Below are 20043 nucleotides of genomic sequence, written 5' to 3'. Positions count from 1 at the left end.
CCCAGTCAGGGTCGGGTGTCTGACAATTAACCGGGATACGGCAGGCGAATCGGTGCAGGTGTTTTTTTGTTTCAGGCTGTTTAACCGAAACTGGAATCCGCATGCACCGACTTTTGCTCAGTTCAAGCCATCATCAAAAATGCTTTCAATCGACAGCTCAAACGCCCGGGCAATCTGGAAGGCCAGCGGCAGGCTTGGATCGTAGCGTTCGTTTTCGATGGCATTGATGGTCTGGCGCGACACGTTCAGGCGTTCAGCCAGATCGACCTGAGACCATTTGCGCTCGGCGCGCAGTGCCTTGAGGCGGTTTTTCATTGGTAGCGGCGCCGGGCGATCTGCAGGCCGAGGATCCACATCAAGCCCATCACCGGCCAGACGCAGGTCCATGGAATATGCGGGGCACCGACGTTTTCCAAAAAGCCGTAGCTGAAGGTCAGCAGTGCCGAGGCGGCGAAGGCGAAGCCCAGTGCTTCGAACTGGATGCGCAGATGCATTTCATCCATGCGGCGCATGTTGCGCACGATGGCCCAGCACATTAAACCTGCCGGGAGGATCGGCGTCAGGGCGACGGCTGAACGCAGCGCAATGTTGGCCTCCATCAGGTACTGCGAGACGATCAATGACGCGATCAGCACCAACACGTAGAGAGTCAACGCCGCGCCCATTTCGAGGTAATACCGCTTCATGCTTTACTTCCTATGTAAAAGACCCTTTACATGCTTGCTGAATTTTCTCCCGATGTAAAGTAGGCTTTCCATCAGCTTGGCTACAGCCCTTCATCCTTGGCATTTAACGTCTTGCTTTCTGGACAGGGTAATGGCCACTCAGTAGCATTTGCGCTCAACGGACTTTCCCTGTGCACATCTTCGACGTGCAACTCTCAAGGAATCGACATGCGCGAAACCTCAAAGGCCGAACAACGGACGGTCGTGACGCTGGTCAACGGCGAGATTCACTACGAAAGGCAGATCAGTTTCAGCTCGGTGTCGGTCGTTAATGGCGAGGTGCGTGTGCATTCCGCTGTAGGCGATCGACTTGACGCCCATGTTCCCGGCGCGGACTTCGCGCTGCGCTTTGATCTGAACGAGGTGCAGAAAATACCTGTGGCGCACCAGACGCCGGTTGAACCAGTGCCTGCCGATGACAGCTTGAAGTTGTTCACCTGGAAAACCGTGCTGATCACCCTCGGGCTGTGGTTCTTCGTCGGGTCGGTTTTCGGTTGGCTGGGGTTTTTCGTTGCAGCCGGATATTTCGGTTACCAGTGGCGCCAAGTGGCAAAGCGCAAGGAACAGCTGGCTCAGGTAAGCGCAGCTCCAGCCGTGCCCCGTTCCGGATCGGGGATGTCACGAGAGAGCGTGCGCAACGCATTGGCCCGCAAGCGTTGATGCGGTGCACAGCAAAAGCAAAAAAAGGGGCGGACTGATCAACGATCAGGCCGCCCCTTTTTTTGTTACCGCTTAGTCAGATCAATGCATTTTGCTGTGATCGTGACCTTCCATGTTGGTCAGCGAACGCACGCTGGCCTTCACTTCAACGGTTTCTTTTTCGCCCTTGGCGTTTTCCACGGTCAGGGTCAGCGGCACGGATTCGCCTTCTTTCAACTGACCGGTCAGGCCCATCAGCATGACGTGGTAACCGTTCGGATCAAGCTTGACGGCTTTACCAGCCGGCAGGTCGACCGATTTGACCGGGCCCATGCTCATGACGTCGTTCTTCATGCTCATTTCGTGGATCTGCACGTCCTTGGCCACTGGGGTCGCGACGCTGAGCAACTTGCTGTCGCTGTCGGCGGTCAGGGTCATGAACGCGCCGCTGGCGGATTGGGACGGCACGGTTGCACGCACCCACGCATCGTCGACCTTGGTCTGCGCCGAAACCTGAAAGGCCAGGCCCAGCAGGGACAGACCGAGTACCGCGCGTTTGATGTTGTTCAGAACCGGTTGCATTAGCAAACCTCCATAACAGTAAGCAAATCTTCCGTGCATTCTTCTGCCGAAAGCGAGGTGGACAGACCCAGGCGCAGTTCGCCGCGCGAGTCGAAGACGTAACTGGTGGAAGTGTGCGAGATGGTGTAGGTGTCGCCGGCCGGCACCTTCTCGAAAAACACGTCGAATTCCTTGGCCGTGGCCTTGGTTTCCTCAAGCGTGCCGTACAGCGCGACGAACGTCGGGTCGAAGGCTTTGACGTAGGCGTCGAGGATTTGCGGCGTGTCGCGCTCGGGGTCGAGGGTGATGAAGATCACCTGCAAGCGATCGCCGTCCCTGCCCATCAGTTTTTTGATTTTTGCCGCGCGGGCCAGGGTGGTCGGGCAGACCGCCGGGCACTGGGTGAAGCCGAAGAACACCATCGGCATCAGGCCGCGGAAGCTCGACAGGGTCATGGTATCGCCGTCGGTGTCCTTCAGTTTGAAGGTGCGGCCCATGATCTTGTTGCTCAGATCCTTGCCGTACTTGTACGACAGTTGGCCGCGGGTGTCGCAGCCGGCGAGCAGGCCGAGCCCGAGTACGCCCATTCCCGCAAGTACCTTGCGGCGAGTCAACAAAGCCGTCATCTAATACCGCCTTTTGCAGCCCGTCAGTCGGCAGGACCGGCGGGGTGGGTTAACCGTAAAAGCGGCGCATGATACCAAACTGAACCGGCGAGTCGGTTTTCGATCGGCTGACAGGGTGTCGCAGGGCGACAAAAGGTGTAAGAAAAAGTGACGCGTCCGAGCGAGGAAGGCGCTATCAGCTCATCACCGTCGAACTTAAACACCAACGGTTGCGCCCCTGTTGCTTGGCCTCGTAGAGACAAGTGTCGGCCGCTTTCAACAACGAGGCCGACGTGACCGTGTCGTCGACGGGATGACGTGTGGTTATGCCGGCACTGGCTGTGACATACCCCAGAGGATGTCCGGCATGTTCCAGCTTCAGCGCACGAATACTCTGCAAAATGTCCTCGGTGACCTGAATCGCCCCGGCGCTGTCGGTATTGGGCAATAACACGGTGAACTCTTCGCCGCCATAGCGTACGGCCAGGTCACCCGGGCGTTTGACCGCTTGCTGGATCGCCTGCCCGACCGCGCTCAGGCAATCATCACCCGCCGCATGCCCGTATTGGTCGTTGTAGCGTTTGAAGTGGTCGACATCGAGCATGATCAACGACAGCGCCGAGCCTTGGCGACGGGTCAATCGAATTTCATCGGCCAGCGAATTGTCCAGGCGTCGACGGTTGCCGAGCCCGGTCAGGGCGTCAGTCAATGCCATGTCGCGCATGGTCTGATGGGCGTGGCGGATTTGTCGTTCCATCGCCATACGCTGGCGCAACTGGCTCAGGACGATGAGCCCGAAACAGCTCAGCACCAGAATCAGAAACACCAGCACGAAGCCGTTCTTCAGCAAATCCTGCTGCCAGGGTTCGATGATTGAATCACGCGACAGACCCGCCTCGACCACCACTGGATAGGTCGTGAGGGCGCGATAGCCATACAAGCGCTCGGTGTCGTCGACGACGGCGCGCACTTGCGCGATGCCTGAGTTGGAGATGGGTAAATAGGTCTTGAAGATCTCGCTGTTGGCCAGGCTTTTGCCGATCACCGAGGCGATGAACGGGCGGCGCACGAGGATGGTGCCGTCGCGCCTGGCCAGCACCAGCGCGCCTTTGTCATCAATGCGAAAGTCACCGTAGTAATCGACGAAGTAGCTGACCTTGACCGTGCCCAGCAACACGCCGGCGAACGAGCCATCGGCATTGTTCAGCCGGCGTGATATGGGAATGATCAGGTCTTTCGTGGAGCGGCTCTGGACCACATCGCCGATGCGCACATGGCGATCTTCATGGGTGCGGTGGTACTGGAAATAATCGCGATCGGCGTTGTTCGCGGTCTCGGGCGTCACCTCCTTGTCGGTGACGATCCACTGTCCATCAGGGCCGTAGATAAACAAACCGTGCAGCTGCGGCATGATTGTCGATTGCTGCACCAACAACTTATGGATGCGCGGGACATCGAGGTTTTGCAGGCCATCACCTTCGATCCGCTCACTCAGGGCGGCAGTCAGCACGTCCATCTGGCGGATGGTGTCTTCGGCATGCTGGGCCGTGGCGCGGGCGAGATTGGTCACCGAGTTGCGCGCAGAATCGAAGGCTGCACGGTAGTCGCGCCAGGTTCGCCAGCTCTCGACCGCCAGGAAGGCCATGACCACTACCAGCATGAAACTCACCGTCAGGCGGAACGTCGATCCGGCGCGCACGGCTTTCAGGGATGCGGGGTTGTCTGTGTTCGGCTCTGGCGAGGGGCGTCCGAGCATGAACATCTCCTTGGTTTATTGCACACGTGAAGCGGGTAACAGTATGACAAGGATCGCCGCGAAGTTCGGGATCGCAGCTAAATCCGTGATCAGCGTCGCGTGATTGTCCTTTTTGGGTTGACGGTGAAACGCTTTTCAGCCGGTTTATCCAGCGCTGGAGTGTCAGTAATCTGTGCCCATCTTGAACGCAACAAGAACTTACCCAACTAAAAAGGACTGCACAGATGAATACTCCAACCTACAACCGCCTCAACAAAGACGACGCCGTAGTACTGCTGGTTGACCACCAGACCGGTTTGATTTCTCTGGTGCAGGACTTCTCGCCAAACGAGTTCAAGAACAACGTTTTAGCCCTGGCCGATCTGGCGAAATTCTTCGAACTGCCGACCATCCTCACCACCAGTTTCGAACAAGGCCCGAACGGCCCATTGGTACCGGAACTGAAAGAGATGTTCCCGGACGCGCCCTACATCGCCCGTCCAGGCCAGATCAACGCCTGGGACAACGAAGACTTCGTCAAGGCGATCAAGGCTACTGGCCGCAAGCAGATCATCATTGCCGGCGTGGTGACTGATGTTTGTGTGGCGTTCCCGACATTGTCGGCACTGGCCGAAGGGTTTGATGTGTTCGTGGTCACCGACGCCTCCGGCACCTTCAACACCACCGTGCAACAAGCCGCATGGAGCCGCATGACTCAGGCCGGCGCACAAATGATGAACTGGTTCTCGGTAGCCTGTGAGCTGCACCGCGACTGGCGCAACGACATCGAAGGACTGGGCAATCTGCTGTCGCAGCGGATTCCGAACTATCGCAACTTGATGAATGGTTATGCGGCGCTGACGGCGCAGCAAAAATAAGTCGACGCTGACTGACTAAAAGCCTGCCCTGAAAAGCAGGCTTTAGTTCGTTCAACTGAACACACAACATCCTGTAGGCGCATTCGAGTGCAGCGGGGCTGCGATTATTCTGATCTTTAAATCAGGATCAAAACATCGCAGCGTGCCGCAGCTCCTACAGGGGACGATAGTGTCTAAACGGGTGAGGGGACCACCGCCTTGTCGCTGTCCCGCCCCTTGAACGTCAGCCAGAAAAGCAGCAGCACCGCGACCGAGAAACCGGCCGGAAACAGCCAGATGCTGCGCCAGTCATGCCCGTTTGGTGAGGCAAAGTGGTCGGTAATCTGGCCGGCGATCCAGAAGCCGACGAGCATGCCCAAACCGTAAGTCGCCAGGGTAATCAGGCCCTGAGCCGAGCTGCGAAAGCGCTCTGGGGCCTTGGCGTCGGTGTAGATCTGCCCGCAGACGAAGAAAAAGTCGTAGCAAACGCCGTGCAGGGCAATACCGATGAGCAGCATGAACGCCTGATCACCGTTATCGCCGAAGGCAAACAGCACGTATCGCAGCGCCCAGGCCAGCATGCCGACCAGCAACGCAATCTTGATGCCGAAGCGCTGAATGAACAGCGGCAGAAGCAGCATGAACAGCACTTCGGACACTTGCCCGATGGCCATCTTCGCCGTCGGATTGGTGACGCCGATTTCGGCGAGGAACGGGTTGGCATTCTGGTAATAAAACGCCAGGGGAATGCAGATCAGAATGGACGCGAGGAAGAACACCAGATAGCTGCGATCCTTGAGCAGACTCAACGCATCCACACCCAGCATCTGCTTCAGGCTTGCCGACCCTTCAGTGGATTTCAGCGGGGCGGTGTTCGGCAGGCTGAAGCTGTAAAGCCCCAATACCAGCGACGCAACGGCAGACATCAGGAAAGTGTTGCGCAGGCCGCCCGCCGCGATGGCCTGTTGGGAGTCCCAGGCAAAGCCGAAGCTGATGACGATGCCGGCGACAATCCAGCCGACGGTGCCCCAGACCCGTATGCGCGAAAACTCCAGGGCGGGGTCTTTGATTTGGCGGAACGCCACCGCATTGACCAGGGCCAGCGTCGGCATGTAGACCATCATGTAGGCCAGCACATAGGGATAAAAATCGCTGAAATCCGCCGCCCGATAGAGCTGGAACAGCAGCACTGCGCCGATCAGGTGCAGCACCGCCAGGATGCGTTCGGCGTTGAAGAATCGATCGGCAATCAGGCCAATGACGAAGGGCGCAATGATCGCTCCCCAGGACTGGGTCGAAAACGCCATCCCCACCTGCCCACCGCTGGCCGCCAGCGTTGTGGTGAGGAAGGTGCCGAGGGTGACGAACCAGCCACCCCAGATAAAAAACTGCAAAAACATCATGACGCTGAGTCGCGCATTCATTACGTTCATTTCAATCACCGTATTATTTTTATGTCGGTAACAGCGGTAAATCAGTGGTCTTGGAGCCCCAAAAGACGTCGATTCGATTGCGCGTCAGCGCTCACGCTGGCGAAGTCGTCGAACGCCTTGCGGGTCTTGGTGATCATGTGTTGTTCAATGAATGCGGCGCCTTCGGCAGCGCCTTGCGCAGCATCTTTCAGACAGCATTCCCACTCGAGCACGGCCCAGCCGTTGAAGTCGTATTGGGTCAACTTGCTGAAGATCGATTTGAAGTCGATCTGGCCATCGCCCAGCGAGCGGAATCTGCCCGGACGATCAACCCAGCCTTGATAGCCGCCGTAGACACCGGAGCGTGCATCGGGACGGAACTCTGCGTCTTTCACATGAAACATGCGGATGCGCTCGTGATAGCGATCAATGAAGCCCAGATAATCCATCTGCTGTAACAACAAGTGGCTCGGGTCATACAGAATCGCCGCGCGCGGATGATGATTCACCGCCTCAAGAAAGCGTTCGAAAGAGGCGCCGTCGTGCAGGTCTTCGCCGGGATGGATTTCGTAACACAGGTCGACACCGGCCTCGTCGAAACAGTCGAGTATGGGTAGCCAGCGCTTGGCCAGTTCAGCAAAACCTTGCTCGACCAGACCGGCAGGTCGTTGCGGCCACGGGTAGACATACGGCCAGAGCAGGGCGCCGGAAAAGGTTGCATGGGCTGTCAGCCCCAGGCGCTGACTGGCGCGCGCCGCGAGCTTCATCTGGTTGATCGCCCACTCGGTGCGCGCTTGCGGCTTGCCGCGCACATCCTGTGGGGCGAAGTCGTCGAAGAGGCTGTCGAACGCCGGATGCACCGCGACCAGTTGGCCTTGCAGATGCGTCGACAATTCGCTGATCACCACACCGGCCTTGGCGCAGATTGCGATGAGTTCGTCGCAGTAATCCTGACTGTCGGCGGCGCGCTCAAGATCAATGAAACGCGTGCCAAGGGTCGGCAACTGGATGGCCTTGTAGCCTTGCGAGGCCGCCCACTGTGCAATGTTGGCGAGGGAGTCAAAGGGCGCTTCGTCCGAGATGAATTGCGCGAGAAAGATGCCCGGGCCGCGCATGCCGCCAGGGTTTGTTTGATCAGTTTTCATTGGCGGATGCTCCGATTGACTGGCGAGGTATTTCGCTCCACTTGGCATCACCGCGATGGTTGGCGATAGCCGTTTCGATGAAGGCCATGCCGCGCAGGCCGGTCTCTATGCCGGGTACGCCTGGCGCATCAGGGCCGCTCGTGCCCGCAAGAATCGCCTGCGCGAGGTCGCCATACAGATTGGCCATGGCCTCCAGATAACCTTCCGGGTGCCCGGCGGGCAGGCGCATGCGTCGGGTTGCAGCTTCACATAACCACGCTTGGCCGAGACCGGATCGCAGCACGCGCATGGGTTCGTTCAATGGTCGGTGGGTCAGACTGGCGGGCTCTTCCTGACGCCACTCAAGGCCTCCCTTGTCACCATACAGACGAATTTTCAGCGGATTCTCTTCACCGGCGCAGACCTGACTGGCGATCAACACGCCGCTGGCGCCGTCGGCCATTTTGAACAACATGGCGGCGTCGTCATCCAGTTGACGGCTGCTGAAATGCGAGCCGAGCATCGCGCTGATGAACTCGATGGGCTGACCGGCGACAAACTCAGCCAGGGAAAACGCGTGAGTGCCGATGTCACCGATGCAGCCGCCGATGCCCGATTGCTCTGGGTTGTCGCGCCAGTCGGCCTGCTTGTTGCCTTGGCCGGCGACGTCGGTGCTGAGCCAGCCTTGCGGGTATTCGACGAGGACTTTGCGCAGGCGACCAATAACGCCGCTGGCGACCATTTCCCGGGCCTGCCAGACCATCGCGTAACCCAGATACGTGTGCGCCAGCGCGTAGATTCGCTGGCTGCTGCGGACGACGCGTTCGAGCGCCTGCACTTCGGCCAGATTGAGCGCAGCAGGCTTCTCGCTGAAAACATGGAAACCGGCGCTCAACGCTGCGCTGGCAACAGGCGCGTGCAAGTGATTAGGCGTGACGATCACCAGCAGTTCCATGCGCTGAGCGGGCGACAGCATGGATTCGGCGGCGAGCATGTCTTGCCAGGTGTCATAACAGCGTTGCGCGGGCAGCCCGAGTGCGGCGCCGCTGCGCTGATTGTTTTGCACGTCTCGGCTGAACGCACCGCAGACCAGTTCGAAGCGACCATCGAGGCCGGCGGCCTGCCGGTGTGCCTGAGCGATGAAGGCGCCTTCACCCCCACCGACGAAGCCCATTCTTATTCTTCGAGCAGCAGCAATCATGGCAATTGTCTCTGTGGAGAGTGCATAAGTTGTCTATTATGTAACCGGTTACATCGCAGGCGAAATCTAGGCTTGAAATGCACCGCTGTCAAACCTCGCCTGACGAATGTCGGCGTTTCGGCGCGCGCCGCTGTGCGGTAAGCTCGGCGGCCGATTTGATTGAAAGAGCGAGCCAGATTTGTCCAATATCCGCGAAGTGGCACGGCTGGCGGGCGTTTCGGTGGCAACAGTGTCAAGAACGCTGAAGTCGCCGGAGCGCGTACTGCCCGACACCCGCGATCGGGTCATGGCTGCCGTCGAACAGGCCGGGTATAGGCCGAACCTGATGGCGGTGCAGTTTCGCTCACGCAAAACCGGGAACCTGGTGATTCTGGTCCCGACCATTGCCAACACGTTTTTCGCCCGGGTCATCAGCGGTGCGCAAAAGGCTGCGCACGCCGCCGGCTACAGATTGTTGCTCTGCGACACTCAGGGCCGCGAAGCACTGGAACGCCAGTTCGCCGATCTGGTGTACGCCCATCAAGCGGATGGCGTGATTCAACTGCGCGCCTTCGATCCCTTCGAAGGCTCAATGGCGGGGAAGGATCTGCCGCCGATCGTCAATGCCTGCGAAGTGATCCAGCAAGGGCGTCATCCGACAATCAGCCTCGACAACGTCGCGGCCGCCAAGGCGATGACCGAGCATTTGATTGCGCTTGGGCATCGGCGCATAGGCCTGATCAAAGGGTCGAAAGGCAGTCCGCTGACGCGAGATCGTCTGGCGGGGTACGAGCAGGCGATACGCCAGGCGGGCCTTGCGCTGGACGATGCGCTTGTTTGTCACGGGGATTTCAGTCTGGCTGCGGGCTATGCCGGCGCCGGAAAAATGCTTGCGCTCGCTGACCGGCCGAGTGCGCTGTTTTGTGAAAATGACGAGATGGCGATTGGTGCGTTGAAGCGCATCAAGGAGCAGGGGTTGCGCGTCCCGGAGGATATTTCGCTGGCGGGATTCGATGACATTCCGATGGCGGCTTATTGCGATCCGCCGCTGACAACCATCTCCCAACCGGCGGAAATGTTCGGCGAGAAAGCCGTCGAAATGCTGATTGCGCTGATCGAGAAGCAGCCGTTGCCTGCCCGACATGTGGTGTTGCCGTTCCAGCTGACGCCACGTGACAGCACGGCTCGACTTGACTGACTCATCTGTCAGCACTCATTGCGCAGGTAGCGAACGCTTTAATCGCTTTGCGGCTTCAGCGTTTGATACCACTCGGCATACGGCGTGTTGCTCACTTTGTATCGGTTGTAATCCGCACTGCCGTCCTCCCACCAGACCGGGCCACGTTCGCCCAGTGCCACTTTGGCGGCTTGCACATGCGCCCTGGCTGTTTTCAATTCTTGCGGGTCACCCAGCGACTTCGCCGCTTTGATTTCGCGTCGCGCAGTCATCAAGTCGTCGACGAGATGCTGGCGTTGTTGCGGGTCCAAAGACGGGTTGCTGCATCGCCAAAGCCGTTCTTTGACCACGAAATAACGGCCGTCAGGCGTGGTTGGGTGCATCTGTTTATTCCTCTGTCAGCGAACCTGCCTTACCCATCGACCCCGAAGGCGCGAGGGGATTCAGATCGATGTTTTGGATTGTCCTTTTTGGGTTGACGGTCAAACGCTTTTCAGCCGATTTATCCAGCGCTGGAGTGTCAGTAATCTGAGCCCATCTTGAACGCAACAAGAACTTCCCCAACTAAAAAGGACTGCACAGATGAACACGCCAACCTACAACCGCCTCAACAAAGACGACGCCGTAGTACTGCTGGTTGACCACCAGACCGGTTTGATTTCTCTGGTGCAGGACTTCTCGCCGAACGAATTCAAGAACAACGTTCTGGCGTTGGCCGATCTGGCGAAGTTCTTCGAATTGCCGACCATCCTCACCACCAGTTTCGAACAAGGCCCGAACGGCCCACTGGTACCGGAACTGAAAGAGATGTTCCCGGATGCGCCCTACATCGCCCGTCCAGGCCAGATCAATGCCTGGGACAACGAAGACTTCGTCAAGGCGATCAAAGCCACCGGCCGCAAGCAGATCATCATTGCTGGCGTGGTCACCGATGTTTGTGTGGCATTCCCGACACTGTCAGCCTTGGCCGAAGGGTTTGATGTGTTCGTGGTCACCGATGCCTCCGGCACTTTCAACACCACCGTGCAACAAGCCGCATGGATCCGCATGACTCAGGCCGGCGCACAGATGATGAACTGGTTCTCGGTAGCCTGTGAGCTGCACCGCGACTGGCGCAACGACATCGAAGGACTGGGTAATCTGCTGTCGCAGCGGATCCCGAACTATCGCAACTTGATGAATGGTTATGCGGCGCTGACGGCGCAGCAAAAGTAAGTCGACGGCGACTGACGAAAAGCCTGCCCTGAAAAGCAGGCTTTTGGTTCTTCTGCGGTACAAAATCAGAATTCCCAGATGACCATCATTCGAAAGGCCGCGCCCGGTACGTTTTGTAGAGCTGCTGAACCTCTGGATCATCAAGACTCTGGTACGTAATGCCTTCCTTGTCCAGACCATCCAGTCCCGTTATACGGCCAATCATTTCTGGCCATTCTTCTCGGCTGGAGATGTTGACGATGAAAGGCGCCAGGTAATCATCCAGATGGCCTTGGAAAGGATCTCGAATTTCTTCGCTGAGCGCTCGCAAGTAGTCGTCCTTGCTTGTCTTTGACCAGTCGATGGCGAATTTGGTCCGAAAACACAGTTCCATGTAAACCAGCAGGATTGTGCGTCCATTGCCATCCAGAAAGGGGTGAGCAGAAGCCAGTTGGCCCATTACCTCACCCGGTCGGGTCCGGAAGCGTTTCTTGTTGGCTGCGAGTTCAAGCGCGTATTCGACTGACCTTTTGATCAGCTCCGGACGCTCAAATATCGTGTGATGAGGATCGTCTTTCGATCCCTTGAAAACTGCCAGATGGGGAACCAGCTCATTCCTGTCTTTCCCCGCCCAAGGGTAAAAACCGGAGAATAGGATTTCGTGGGTTTTGAGGATGGTTTTGTAGTCGATGGGCTTTTTCTTGGCTAGATAGGCAAGAGCCTCATCGATACTGGCTTCGAATGAGAGGTGCTCAGACTCCTTTACTTCGATGGGGTCTTTGAGTTTGAGCGAGTTTTGAAGATAACCTGCTGTATCGAAATCGCCGAAGGGGTCGAAGGTCATGCGCTGAGTTGTTTTTTGCAGCGCCTTTTTTCCTGCAGGTAGCGTCCTTGCAGGGCCATGATCTCTGTTTTGCTTAAAACACCTTTTCTTTTGAGGTTGACGAGCAATTGCTCAACGCCGTCCAGCTCCACGACATCGCCAGCCAAGCGTGTGATCGTAACTGCCATACGGCTCAGGCTATCTCGGTCGGCGGTAACCTGGTGTTCTTTGGCGAGCTGGCGAACTTCGGCCGCAACGCTGTCAGTGGTTGATCTGGTCATTTGGAAACCCTCATTTTCTCCTTTGAAGCATAGCATGGTGTCGTTTCTGTCGGCGTGCAGTGCAGGTGCACCGTGTCATTCAGCATGTCTGTCGACTGACACGGCCCCTTCGCGAGCAAGCTCGCTCCCACAGGTTTGTGCGTCGCTCACAGATCTTCGGCCAGCACACAAACCTGTAGGAGCATTCGAGTGAAACGAGGCTGCGATCTTTTGATTGTGATTTTTACAATCAAGATCAAAAGATCGCAGCGTGCCGCAGCTACAGGGGGCGGTTGCGGGTTACGGCTTTGTCGCTTCGTACAGCAAATCACTGACCCGCGACACCAGCGTGTCGACCGCAAAAGGCTTGGTCAGCACTTGCATCCCCGGCCCTAGTTGAGCGCTGCCGATGACGGCGTTTTCTGCGTAGCCGGTGATGAACAGGGTCTTGAGTTTCGGGCGGATTTCCCGGCCCGCGTCGGCCATTTGCCGGCCGTTCATGCCGCCCGGTAAGCCGACATCGGTGATGAGCAGGTCGATCTGCGCGTTGGAGCGCAACGTATCAAGGCCTTCGATGCTGTCAGTCGCATCCAGCACGGTATAGCCGAGTTCGCTGAGCACGTCTTTGAGCAGTATGCGCACCGTGGGTTCGTCGTCGACGATAAGAATGGTCTCGCCTGCTTTAACCAGCGGTGTTGTCGTGCTGCGGGTGGCGTCGTGATTTTGTTTTGCTTCGCCGCGATAGCGTGGCAGGTAGATGCACATCGTGGTGCCTTGGCCAACTTGTGAATGCACACGCACATGGCCACCGGATTGTTTGGTGAAGCCGTAGATCATCGACAGCCCAAGGCCTGTGCCCTGTCCGAGCGGTTTGGTGGTGAAAAACGGGTCGAAGGCCTTGGCGATAACTTCAGTGCTCATGCCGGTGCCGGTGTCGGTCACGCAGAGGCAAAGGTACTCGCCCTCGGGAATGTCCAGCGTGCGAACCGACTCGACGGCCACGGCGCGATTGGCGGTTTCCACCGTGATGCTGCCGCCATCCGGCATGGCATCGCGGGCGTTGATGCACAGATTCAGCAGAGCGTTTTCCAACTGGCTGGCATCGACCAGCGCCGGCCACAGATCGGGTGCCACCAACGTCTTCAAGCGAATGCTCGGGCCGACGGTGCGCTGGATCAACTCGGTCATGCCGACAATCAGTGTGTTGACGTCCGTTGGCCGCGGATCGAGAGTCTGGCGCCGGGAGAACGCCAGCAGTCGATGGGTGAGCGCCGCCGCACGTTTGGTCGCGCCTTGGGCGGTGGCCAAATACTTGTCGACGTCCTTGAAGCGGTCCTGAGCGATGCGTTTTTGCATCAGCTCCAGGGCGGCGGAAATGCCGGCCAGCAGATTGTTGAAGTCATGGGCCAGGCCTCCGGTGAGTTGCCCGACGGCTTCCATTTTCTGAGATTGCCGCAGCTTTTCCTCGGCTTGCATGAGATCGGCAGTGCGCGCGATTACACGTTGTTCCAGGGTGTCGTTGAGCGCGCGCAGTGCCGCGTTGGCCCGATCGCGCTCGGCCTCGACACTGCGCCGCTCTTCCACATCGATCAGCACGCCGGGAAAGCGCAGCGCCGTACCGTCGTCGGCGCACTCGACGCGCCCGTTGGCCTCGAGCCAGTTGTATTTTCCATCGGCGTCGCGCACCCGATACTGATGTGAATAGGCGCCGCCGCGGGCAATCGCTTCGTTAATCGCACCGATGAGTCCGTCCCGGTCGTCAGGGTGAACGGTCGTCACCACTTGTTCCAGGCTCAGACCGGTGCGGCCCAGAGCCGGGTCGAGATTGAACACCTTGGCGAAGGCTTCATCCACGGTAAAGCTATCGGTCGGCAGGTCCCAGTGCCATGTGCCGATAATGGCGCCGGCGGCGAGGGCAAGTTGTACACGCTCGACGTTTTCACGCGCGAGTGCTTCGCTGACGCGCAGGCGCTCTTCGACGTCGCGTCGTTCGGTGACGTCATTAAAGAGGATCGCGATTTGCCGGTCGGCCGGATCGCCGACTCGTACGGCACGCACGTCGAACCATCGCTCAAAGGTGTTGGCGTAACTTTCGAAGTTCGCCGGTTCGCCAGTCTTGGCCACGTGCCCGTAGGTCTCGAACCAGAACTTTTCCAGATTGGGTGCAAACTCGGTCACCCATTTACCCCGCAGATTGACCCCGCATTGACGTTCGAACGCCGGATTAGCCTCGACGAAGTAGTAATCCACCGGACGATCGTCGGCGTCGAATTTGACCTTGACGATGGCGAATGCGGCTTCGATGGTTTCCAGAATGGTGCTGAAGCGTTCTTCGCTCAGGCGCAGCGCCGTTTCGGCACTGCGCGAGCGCGTCAGATCAAGCATCGCGCCGATGATGCGTTCGGCGCGGCCGTCGGCGTCACGGATCAAGTGGCCGCGGTCAAGCACTTCGGCGTAGGAACCGTCCTGGCAGCGGAAGCGGTACTCGGCGCTCCAGGTCGATCCGCTGCCGTCGATGGCCGAGCGTATCGATTCCTCGACGCGTTCGCGATCCTGCGGATGGATCTGGGCAAAACGCCATTCACTCGTCGAGCCGATGGCCGCACACGGGAATCCATAAGCCTGTTGCAGGGCTTCGTTCCAGACAATCTGCCGGGTCTGCAGATCCCAGTCCCAGACCGCATCGCGTGTGGCCTTGAGCGCCAGGCGATAACGCTCTTGCGATTCGAATAGTGCACGGCCAGCGAGATGCTCCTGGGTGCGGTCACGAAGTATTTTCACGAAGCCCAAGTGGGATTGATCGTCAGCATAGAGCGGCATCAGTTCGCCCGACGCCCAGAACAATTGGCCGTCCTTGCGCAGGTGCCAACGCTCATCGGAGGCGCGCCCTTCAAGCAAAGCGCGTTGCATTTCCAATTCAACGCGACCCGTGGCGCGATCCGTCGGCGTGAAAAAAATCGCGGCGCTCTGGCCGAGTACTTCTTCGGCGCTCCAGCCCATGACATTGACGGCGCCGGCGTTCCCTTCGGTAATGTTGCCGCGCGGGTCGGTGGCGACCATGGCGAAATCGATCGCGCACTCCAAGATCGCCCGCTGGCGCGCTTCACTGGCGGCGAGCGCCGCACGGCTGGCGGCCAGTTGCGCGGCGATATCGCGCTGTGCGCCGCTGACGAGTGTTTGTCCTGCGCTGGTTTCCAGCGCCTGGCGCAGACGCATGACTTCGGATTCAAGCGCTTCGCGGGTTAGATGTTTCAGGATTTTCACCACTCACGCCTGGTTGATTATTGTGGTCCGGGCTCGTTCAACGCGTTGCAAACGAACACTACGGGTGACCCATTGACACGGCGCGCCTTACATAAGTTGCAGCCTTGAAGGGCGGCGCTTGCGGATCTACAACGACTGCCCGTTATCCAGCGTGTCGAGCAGCATTTGCCCGCGTTGCCAAAGAGCCTGCTGTTTGGCTTCGGGCATGCGGTCGAGGTTCTTATAGAGCATGCCCATGCGCTGATTGCTGCGCAGCAGGTTGCCGTGGCGCATCAGAAAATGCCAGTACAACGCATTGAATGGACAGGCATTGTCGGTGGTGCTTTCACTTACCTTGTAGGCACAGTCGCGACAGTAATCGGACATTCGCTTGATGTACTGGCCGCTGGCGCAGTAGGGCTTGGAGCCCAGGTATCCGCCATCGGCGTGCATCACCATGCCCAGGGTGTTGGGCAGCTCGACCCAGTCGAACGCGTCCATGTAAATGGCCAGATACCACTCGCATATCTCACTCGGCGCGATGCCGGCCAGCAAGGCGAAATTGCCCGTGACCATGAGCCGCTGGATGTGGTGTGCATAGGCATGTTCGAGACTTTGCCCGATGGCCTGGCGCATGCAGTTCATCTGTGTTTCGCCGGTCCAGTAGAACTCCGGCAATGGCCGGGTGTTACCGAATGAGTTGCCTTCGGCGTAGTCAGGCATTTTCAGCCAGTAGACCCCGCGCACATATTCACGCCAGCCGATCAGTTGCCGAATGAAGCCTTCGGCGGCGTTCAGGGCAACGCTGCCCGCCCAATAGGCCGACTCGACGTCGCTGCACAGTTGCCGCAGATCGAGCAAGCCGATGTTGAGCGCGGCACTGATGCGCGCATGGAACAGAAACGGCTCGTCGCTGGCCATGGCGTCCTGATAATCACCAAAACCGGCCAGACCGAAATCCAGAAAGTATTGCCACAGCGCTTGGGCGTCGGCGTGGGTCACCGGGTAGTTGAAGTCGTCCACAGCGCCGTAGTGACTGGCGAAACGCTCGCGCACCAAAGCGAGGACTTGCTGAGTGACAGGGTCCGCGCTGAAGTTGAGCGGGTAGGGCGGCTTCACGCCTTTGGGCAGCGACTTGCGGTTGTCGGCATCGAAATTCCACGCGCCACCCACCGGAGTACCGTCGCCATTGAGCAACAGCCTGCTTTTGCGGCGCATCTCGCGATAGAAGTACTCCATGCGCAGCTGCTTTTTACCAGCCGCCCAATCGGCGAACTCGGCGCGGGTGCATAGAAAACGGCTGTCACTGTGCCAATGGATGGGCAAACCACAATCGCGCAGCGAATGCTCCAAACGCCAGTCGCCACATTCGGTCAGGTGCAACTCGTCCGGCTTTAGAAGCGCATGCCAGCGCTGCAACTCACTCGGCACAGCGCCGGTGTTTTGCGGATCGTCGAGCCTGACGTACTGCACCCGAAAGCCTTGCTCCTGCAACGCCTGAGCAAAATGACGCATGGCGCTGAACACCAGAACGATTTTTTGCGGATGGTGAGGAACATGGCTGGCTTCCTCCATCACCTCGACCAGCAGGACGGTGTCGCGTTCGCGATCAAGCCCTTGCAACGAGGCGAGATCGAAAGATAACTGGTCACCGAGGACCAGGCACAAGCGGTTAACAGTCTTCATTCGAACGCAATCAGCCTGATGAGAGGCAATAGAGGTAGCCAGTGGTGGGAAAGTCCTTACTCAGATAGTTGTACGAAAAGTTGATTTTGTATAGGTTTTTTTGCTAGCCGGGGTACGCCGGGTAATCGATATAACCTTCAGCGCTGCCGCCATACACCGTGGCCGGGTTCAGTGCATTCAGCGGCCAGCCATTGGCGATTCGCGCAGGCAGATCCGGGTTGGCCATGAACGGCCGACCGAAAGCGACAAAATCGGCGAGACCGGAGTCGAGCAACTGCGCACCGGATTCGGCGTTGTAGCGCCCGGCATAGATGATCGCGCCGCTGAAGGTATCGCGCACCGCTTGGCGGAAGGTTTGCGGCATCGCTGGCGCGTCGTCCCAATCGGCTTCGGCGATGGACAGATAAGCAATGCCGACGTCCTCCAGCACCTTGATCGCTTCTATATAGGTGTTGTGCGGATCTTCCTCGACCAGGCCCAGGTACGTGCGCGCCTCATCGGTGGTGGTGAACAGCGGTGCGAAGCGCACGCCGACCTTCTCCTTGCCAATGCACTCGGCGACGCCCGCCACCACTTCGCGCAGAAAACGCAGGCGATTGTGCAGCGAACCACCGTATTGATCGGTGCGCAGATTGCTGTGGGCGGAGATGAACTGGTTGACCAGATAGCCATTGGCGCAGTGCAGTTCGATGCCGTCGAAACCGGCGTCCATCGCGTTGCGTGCTGCCTGGATGTAGAGCTGGATCAGCTCCTGAACTTCATCAGCGCTCAACGCGCGCGGTGCGGACGGCGGCACCAACTCGCCTTTGCCTGGCGCGGTTTCGATGAACACACTGACCCGATCGGTCGCCACCGCGGAAGCCGATACCGGCGCCGCACCGCCAGGTTGCAACGCGCTGTGCGACACACGGCCCACGTGCCAGAGCTGGGCGAAAATCACCCCGTCGACGGCATGCACGGCATCGGTGACTTTGCGCCATCCGGCAATTTGCTCGGGGGTGTGAATGCCCGGCGTCCAGGCATAACCCTGGCCCCGTGGCTCGATCTGCGTGCCTTCGGTCACCAGCAAACCCGCGCCGGCGCGCTGCTGGTAATACTCGGCCATCAATTCATTGGCGATGTTGCCCGGTTGGGTACTGCGCTGGCGGGTGAGGGGCGGCAGCACGATGCGGTTTTTCAGGGTATGCAGGCCCAATCGGGTGGGGGTGAAGAAACTACTGTTGTTCATGAATGACCTTTTTTACTGGTTTATTAGACCAGTCAACTATTGAGTGAGCGTAAAAAAACGCCGTGCATGACGCGCACGGCGTTCGGGTGTTATTCCCGCGTGAGGCTTGGCGTGAAAAATCAGCCGAGCATCTTCAGCAATTTTTCGGCGACCGCTGCGGAGCTGGCAGGGTTCTGGCCAGTGACCAATTGCCCGTCGGCCACCACATGAACTTGCCAGTCGGCGACCTTGGAGTAGTAACCGCCAAGACGCTGGAACTCGTCTTCGATCAGGAACGGCACGACATCGGTCAAACCGACCGCGGCCTCTTCGGCGTTAGTGAAACCGGTGACCTGGCGATGCTGGATCAGCGGCTTGCCCTCGGCATTCAAAACGTGGCGCAGTACGCCCGGTGCGTGGCAAACGAAACCGTGCGGCTTGTTGCTGCGGTCGAAGGCTTCGATCAAAGCGATCGACTGCTTGTCTTCGGCCAGATCCCACAATGGACCGTGGCCACCCGGGTAGAACACCGCATCGAAATCATCCGCCCGAACATCCGCCAGACGCCCGGTGTTGGCCAATGCCTGTTGGGCGGCCGGATCATTGCGAAAGCGATCGGTCTCGGTGGTCTGTGCGTCGGGTTCGTCGCTTTTCGGATCGAGCGGTGGCTGGCCACCGGCCGGGGACACCAGCGTGACGTCGGCGCCGGCGTCCTTGAAGGCGTAGTAAGGAGCGGCGAACTCTTCGAGCCAGAAGCCGGTTTTCTTGCCGGTGTCGCCAAGTTGATCGTGCGAAGTCAGAACCATCAAGATTTTCATAAAGCACCCTTGGTTGATCAGGTGGCGTCGCTGCGCAACGGATTTGCGAAACGCCGACACCGGGAGATGAGTTGTCGGAGCGCAGCATAGATTCCAATTAGACCAGTCGTCTAGTAATTTTTTCTGCGCAGGTTTTTCACTGACAGGTATGGCAAACTCCCGTTCCCTGGAAATATACGACTGGTCTATTGTCTGGTAATTTGCGCCCCATGAAACCGACCTACGACGACACCCGCCAACACTTGCTCGATACCGGCCACCGAATGATGGCCGAGAAGGGCTTCACCAGTGTCGGCCTCAATGAAATCCTGCAAACCGCTGGCGTGCCCAAGGGCTCGTTCTATCACTATTTCAAATCCAAAGAGCTCTATGGCCAGGCCTTGCTCGAGGATTACTTTGTCGGCTACCTCGCCGACATGGAGCGACGCCTGACGTTGCCGGGGCTGACCGCTTATGAGCGATTGATGGATTACTGGCTGGGCTGGCAGAACCGCTGCACGCTCGAAGGGCATGGCGATGAGTGTCTGGTGGTGAAACTCAGCGCCGAAGTCGCCGACCTGTCCGAGTCGATGCGCCTCACCTTGCGTGATGGCGCCGAACAAGTGGTGTCGCGCATTACCCTGTGCATCGAGCAGGGCCAGGCTGAAAACAGCCTTCCTCAGGGCAATGCCCGGCGGTTGGCGGAAACCCTGTACCAGATGTGGTTGGGCGCCAGCCTGCTGAACAAGTTGCAGCGCACCGGGCAGTCGCTGAATACGTCGATGGCGACCACCCGGCAACTGCTCAGCGTTTGAGTT

The 20043-nt window shown here is 58.6% G+C and carries 20 protein-coding genes; 5 read left to right on the top strand and 15 right to left on the bottom strand.

Annotated elements, in window-relative coordinates; genetic code table 11:
- Window positions 1–117: 117 nt before the first annotated feature.
- Together IEQ42_RS23620 and IEQ42_RS23615 are read right to left on the bottom strand one after the other, a co-directional pair.
- Window positions 118–315, bottom strand: coding sequence for a helix-turn-helix transcriptional regulator (locus IEQ42_RS23620; protein ID WP_150595422.1), 198 nt, complete (start codon window positions 313–315; stop codon window positions 118–120).
- Window positions 312–686 carry a hypothetical protein gene (locus tag IEQ42_RS23615; RefSeq protein ID WP_210705525.1) on the bottom strand — a complete coding sequence of 125 codons (375 nt, stop codon included), beginning with the start codon at window positions 684–686 and terminating at the stop codon, window positions 312–314. The genes IEQ42_RS23620 and IEQ42_RS23615 overlap by 4 nt, the downstream gene beginning before the upstream one ends.
- 207 nt (window positions 687–893) lie before the next feature.
- Between IEQ42_RS23615 and IEQ42_RS23610 the strand changes: the two genes are divergently transcribed.
- Window positions 894–1385, top strand: a complete 492-nt coding sequence (locus IEQ42_RS23610) for a hypothetical protein (protein ID WP_210705524.1) — start codon at window positions 894–896, stop codon at window positions 1383–1385.
- Window positions 1386–1466: 81 nt separating this feature from the next.
- On the opposite strand, the gene IEQ42_RS23605 is transcribed toward IEQ42_RS23610, so the two are convergent.
- The 3 genes from IEQ42_RS23605 to IEQ42_RS23595 all read right to left on the bottom strand — a co-directional run bounded on the left by IEQ42_RS23605 (window position 1467) and on the right by IEQ42_RS23595 (window position 4286).
- Complete coding sequence (locus tag IEQ42_RS23605; RefSeq protein ID WP_042558824.1) at window positions 1467–1946, bottom strand: copper chaperone PCu(A)C; 480 nt, start codon at window positions 1944–1946, stop codon at window positions 1467–1469.
- Window positions 1946–2551: an SCO family protein gene (locus tag IEQ42_RS23600; RefSeq protein ID WP_200615918.1), complete on the bottom strand. Its 606-nt coding sequence runs from the start codon at window positions 2549–2551 to the stop codon at window positions 1946–1948. Before IEQ42_RS23600 ends, IEQ42_RS23605 begins: the two co-directional genes overlap by 1 nt.
- Before the next feature lie 175 nt (window positions 2552–2726).
- Window positions 2727–4286 (bottom strand): sensor domain-containing diguanylate cyclase, encoded by a 1560-nt coding sequence (locus tag IEQ42_RS23595; RefSeq protein WP_210705523.1) that lies wholly within the window; start codon window positions 4284–4286, stop codon window positions 2727–2729.
- Between the two features lie 224 nt (window positions 4287–4510).
- Here IEQ42_RS23595 and ycaC (IEQ42_RS23590) point away from each other — a divergent pair, with 224 nt between their 5' ends.
- The gene (gene ycaC / locus IEQ42_RS23590) at window positions 4511–5143 is read left to right on the top strand and encodes an isochorismate family cysteine hydrolase YcaC (protein ID WP_042558826.1); all 633 of its coding nucleotides are present in this window, start codon (window positions 4511–4513) and stop codon (window positions 5141–5143) included.
- A 173-nt stretch (window positions 5144–5316) separates the two neighbouring features.
- On the opposite strand, the gene IEQ42_RS23585 is transcribed toward ycaC (IEQ42_RS23590), so the two are convergent.
- From IEQ42_RS23585 to IEQ42_RS23575, 3 genes are read right to left on the bottom strand one after another with little or no spacing between them, the layout of a single operon-like run.
- Window positions 5317–6555, bottom strand: coding sequence for a nucleoside permease (locus tag IEQ42_RS23585; protein WP_210705522.1), 1239 nt, complete (start codon window positions 6553–6555; stop codon window positions 5317–5319).
- A 41-nt stretch (window positions 6556–6596) separates the two neighbouring features.
- Window positions 6597–7679, bottom strand: coding sequence for a sugar phosphate isomerase/epimerase family protein (locus IEQ42_RS23580; RefSeq protein ID WP_210705521.1), 1083 nt, complete (start codon window positions 7677–7679; stop codon window positions 6597–6599).
- Window positions 7669–8832, bottom strand: coding sequence for a Gfo/Idh/MocA family protein (locus tag IEQ42_RS23575; protein ID WP_241865834.1), 1164 nt, complete (start codon window positions 8830–8832; stop codon window positions 7669–7671). Before IEQ42_RS23575 ends, IEQ42_RS23580 begins: the two co-directional genes overlap by 11 nt.
- Window positions 8833–9037: 205 nt before the next feature.
- Here IEQ42_RS23575 and IEQ42_RS23570 point away from each other — a divergent pair, with 205 nt between their 5' ends.
- The gene (locus IEQ42_RS23570; RefSeq protein WP_210705519.1) at window positions 9038–10036 is read left to right on the top strand and encodes a LacI family DNA-binding transcriptional regulator; all 999 of its coding nucleotides are present in this window, start codon (window positions 9038–9040) and stop codon (window positions 10034–10036) included.
- Between the two features lie 38 nt (window positions 10037–10074).
- On the opposite strand, the gene IEQ42_RS23565 is transcribed toward IEQ42_RS23570, so the two are convergent.
- Complete coding sequence (locus tag IEQ42_RS23565; RefSeq protein ID WP_210705518.1) at window positions 10075–10398, bottom strand: hypothetical protein; 324 nt, start codon at window positions 10396–10398, stop codon at window positions 10075–10077.
- Between the two features lie 199 nt (window positions 10399–10597).
- Between IEQ42_RS23565 and ycaC (IEQ42_RS23560) the strand changes: the two genes are divergently transcribed.
- Window positions 10598–11230, top strand: a complete 633-nt coding sequence (ycaC, locus tag IEQ42_RS23560; RefSeq protein ID WP_150618202.1) for an isochorismate family cysteine hydrolase YcaC — start codon at window positions 10598–10600, stop codon at window positions 11228–11230.
- An 85-nt stretch (window positions 11231–11315) separates the two neighbouring features.
- On the opposite strand, the gene IEQ42_RS23555 is transcribed toward ycaC (IEQ42_RS23560), so the two are convergent.
- From IEQ42_RS23555 to IEQ42_RS23530, 6 genes are all read right to left on the bottom strand, one after another.
- Window positions 11316–12053 (bottom strand): Fic family protein, encoded by a 738-nt coding sequence (locus tag IEQ42_RS23555; protein ID WP_210705516.1) that lies wholly within the window; start codon window positions 12051–12053, stop codon window positions 11316–11318.
- Window positions 12050–12313, bottom strand: coding sequence for a hypothetical protein (locus IEQ42_RS23550; protein ID WP_150618203.1), 264 nt, complete (start codon window positions 12311–12313; stop codon window positions 12050–12052). Before IEQ42_RS23550 ends, IEQ42_RS23555 begins: the two co-directional genes overlap by 4 nt.
- A gap of 279 nt (window positions 12314–12592) precedes the next feature.
- On the bottom strand, window positions 12593–15508 hold the full coding sequence (locus tag IEQ42_RS23545) for a PAS domain-containing hybrid sensor histidine kinase/response regulator (RefSeq protein ID WP_210705560.1): 2916 nt from the start codon (window positions 15506–15508) through the stop codon (window positions 12593–12595).
- 174 nt (window positions 15509–15682) lie between these two features.
- Window positions 15683–17221 carry a cryptochrome/photolyase family protein gene (locus IEQ42_RS23540; RefSeq protein ID WP_210705515.1) on the bottom strand — a complete coding sequence of 513 codons (1539 nt, stop codon included), beginning with the start codon at window positions 17219–17221 and terminating at the stop codon, window positions 15683–15685.
- 103 nt (window positions 17222–17324) lie between these two features.
- A complete protein-coding gene (locus tag IEQ42_RS23535) occupies window positions 17325–18449 on the bottom strand; it encodes an alkene reductase (RefSeq protein ID WP_210705514.1) in 1125 nt (374 codons plus the stop codon).
- Between the two features lie 119 nt (window positions 18450–18568).
- Window positions 18569–19246, bottom strand: a complete 678-nt coding sequence (locus tag IEQ42_RS23530) for a type 1 glutamine amidotransferase domain-containing protein (RefSeq protein WP_210705513.1) — start codon at window positions 19244–19246, stop codon at window positions 18569–18571.
- Window positions 19247–19455: 209 nt separating this feature from the next.
- Between IEQ42_RS23530 and IEQ42_RS23525 the strand changes: the two genes are divergently transcribed.
- Window positions 19456–20040, top strand: coding sequence for a TetR/AcrR family transcriptional regulator (locus tag IEQ42_RS23525; RefSeq protein ID WP_210705512.1), 585 nt, complete (start codon window positions 19456–19458; stop codon window positions 20038–20040).
- Window positions 20041–20043: the final 3 nt, after the last annotated feature.

It is taken from the genome of Pseudomonas iridis, from assembly GCF_017980685.1.
Classification (GTDB): domain Bacteria; phylum Pseudomonadota; class Gammaproteobacteria; order Pseudomonadales; family Pseudomonadaceae; genus Aquipseudomonas; species Aquipseudomonas iridis.
The sequence above is the reverse complement of the archived record's forward strand: the minus strand, read 5'-3'. Positions and strand labels throughout refer to the sequence as shown.

Coding starts and splice junctions, on each gene's coding strand:
- IEQ42_RS23620 (WP_150595422.1), bottom strand. CDS start 315: ATGAAAAACCGCCTCAAGGCACTGCGCGCCGAGCGCAAATGGTCTCAG.
- IEQ42_RS23615 (WP_210705525.1), bottom strand. CDS start 686: ATGAAGCGGTATTACCTCGAAATGGGCGCGGCGTTGACTCTCTACGTG.
- IEQ42_RS23610 (WP_210705524.1), top strand. CDS start 894: ATGCGCGAAACCTCAAAGGCCGAACAACGGACGGTCGTGACGCTGGTC.
- IEQ42_RS23605 (WP_042558824.1), bottom strand. CDS start 1,946: ATGCAACCGGTTCTGAACAACATCAAACGCGCGGTACTCGGTCTGTCC.
- IEQ42_RS23600 (WP_200615918.1), bottom strand. CDS start 2,551: ATGACGGCTTTGTTGACTCGCCGCAAGGTACTTGCGGGAATGGGCGTA.
- IEQ42_RS23595 (WP_210705523.1), bottom strand. CDS start 4,286: ATGCTCGGACGCCCCTCGCCAGAGCCGAACACAGACAACCCCGCATCC.
- ycaC (WP_042558826.1), top strand. CDS start 4,511: ATGAATACTCCAACCTACAACCGCCTCAACAAAGACGACGCCGTAGTA.
- IEQ42_RS23585 (WP_210705522.1), bottom strand. CDS start 6,555: ATGAACGTAATGAATGCGCGACTCAGCGTCATGATGTTTTTGCAGTTT.
- IEQ42_RS23580 (WP_210705521.1), bottom strand. CDS start 7,679: ATGAAAACTGATCAAACAAACCCTGGCGGCATGCGCGGCCCGGGCATC.
- IEQ42_RS23575 (WP_241865834.1), bottom strand. CDS start 8,832: ATGGGCTTCGTCGGTGGGGGTGAAGGCGCCTTCATCGCTCAGGCACAC.
- IEQ42_RS23565 (WP_210705518.1), bottom strand. CDS start 10,398: ATGCACCCAACCACGCCTGACGGCCGTTATTTCGTGGTCAAAGAACGG.
- ycaC (WP_150618202.1), top strand. CDS start 10,598: ATGAACACGCCAACCTACAACCGCCTCAACAAAGACGACGCCGTAGTA.
- IEQ42_RS23555 (WP_210705516.1), bottom strand. CDS start 12,053: ATGACCTTCGACCCCTTCGGCGATTTCGATACAGCAGGTTATCTTCAA.
- IEQ42_RS23550 (WP_150618203.1), bottom strand. CDS start 12,313: ATGACCAGATCAACCACTGACAGCGTTGCGGCCGAAGTTCGCCAGCTC.
- IEQ42_RS23545 (WP_210705560.1), bottom strand. CDS start 15,508: ATGCGTCTGCGCCAGGCGCTGGAAACCAGCGCAGGACAAACACTCGTC.
- IEQ42_RS23540 (WP_210705515.1), bottom strand. CDS start 17,221: ATGAAGACTGTTAACCGCTTGTGCCTGGTCCTCGGTGACCAGTTATCT.
- IEQ42_RS23535 (WP_210705514.1), bottom strand. CDS start 18,449: ATGAACAACAGTAGTTTCTTCACCCCCACCCGATTGGGCCTGCATACC.
- IEQ42_RS23530 (WP_210705513.1), bottom strand. CDS start 19,246: ATGAAAATCTTGATGGTTCTGACTTCGCACGATCAACTTGGCGACACC.
- IEQ42_RS23525 (WP_210705512.1), top strand. CDS start 19,456: ATGAAACCGACCTACGACGACACCCGCCAACACTTGCTCGATACCGGC.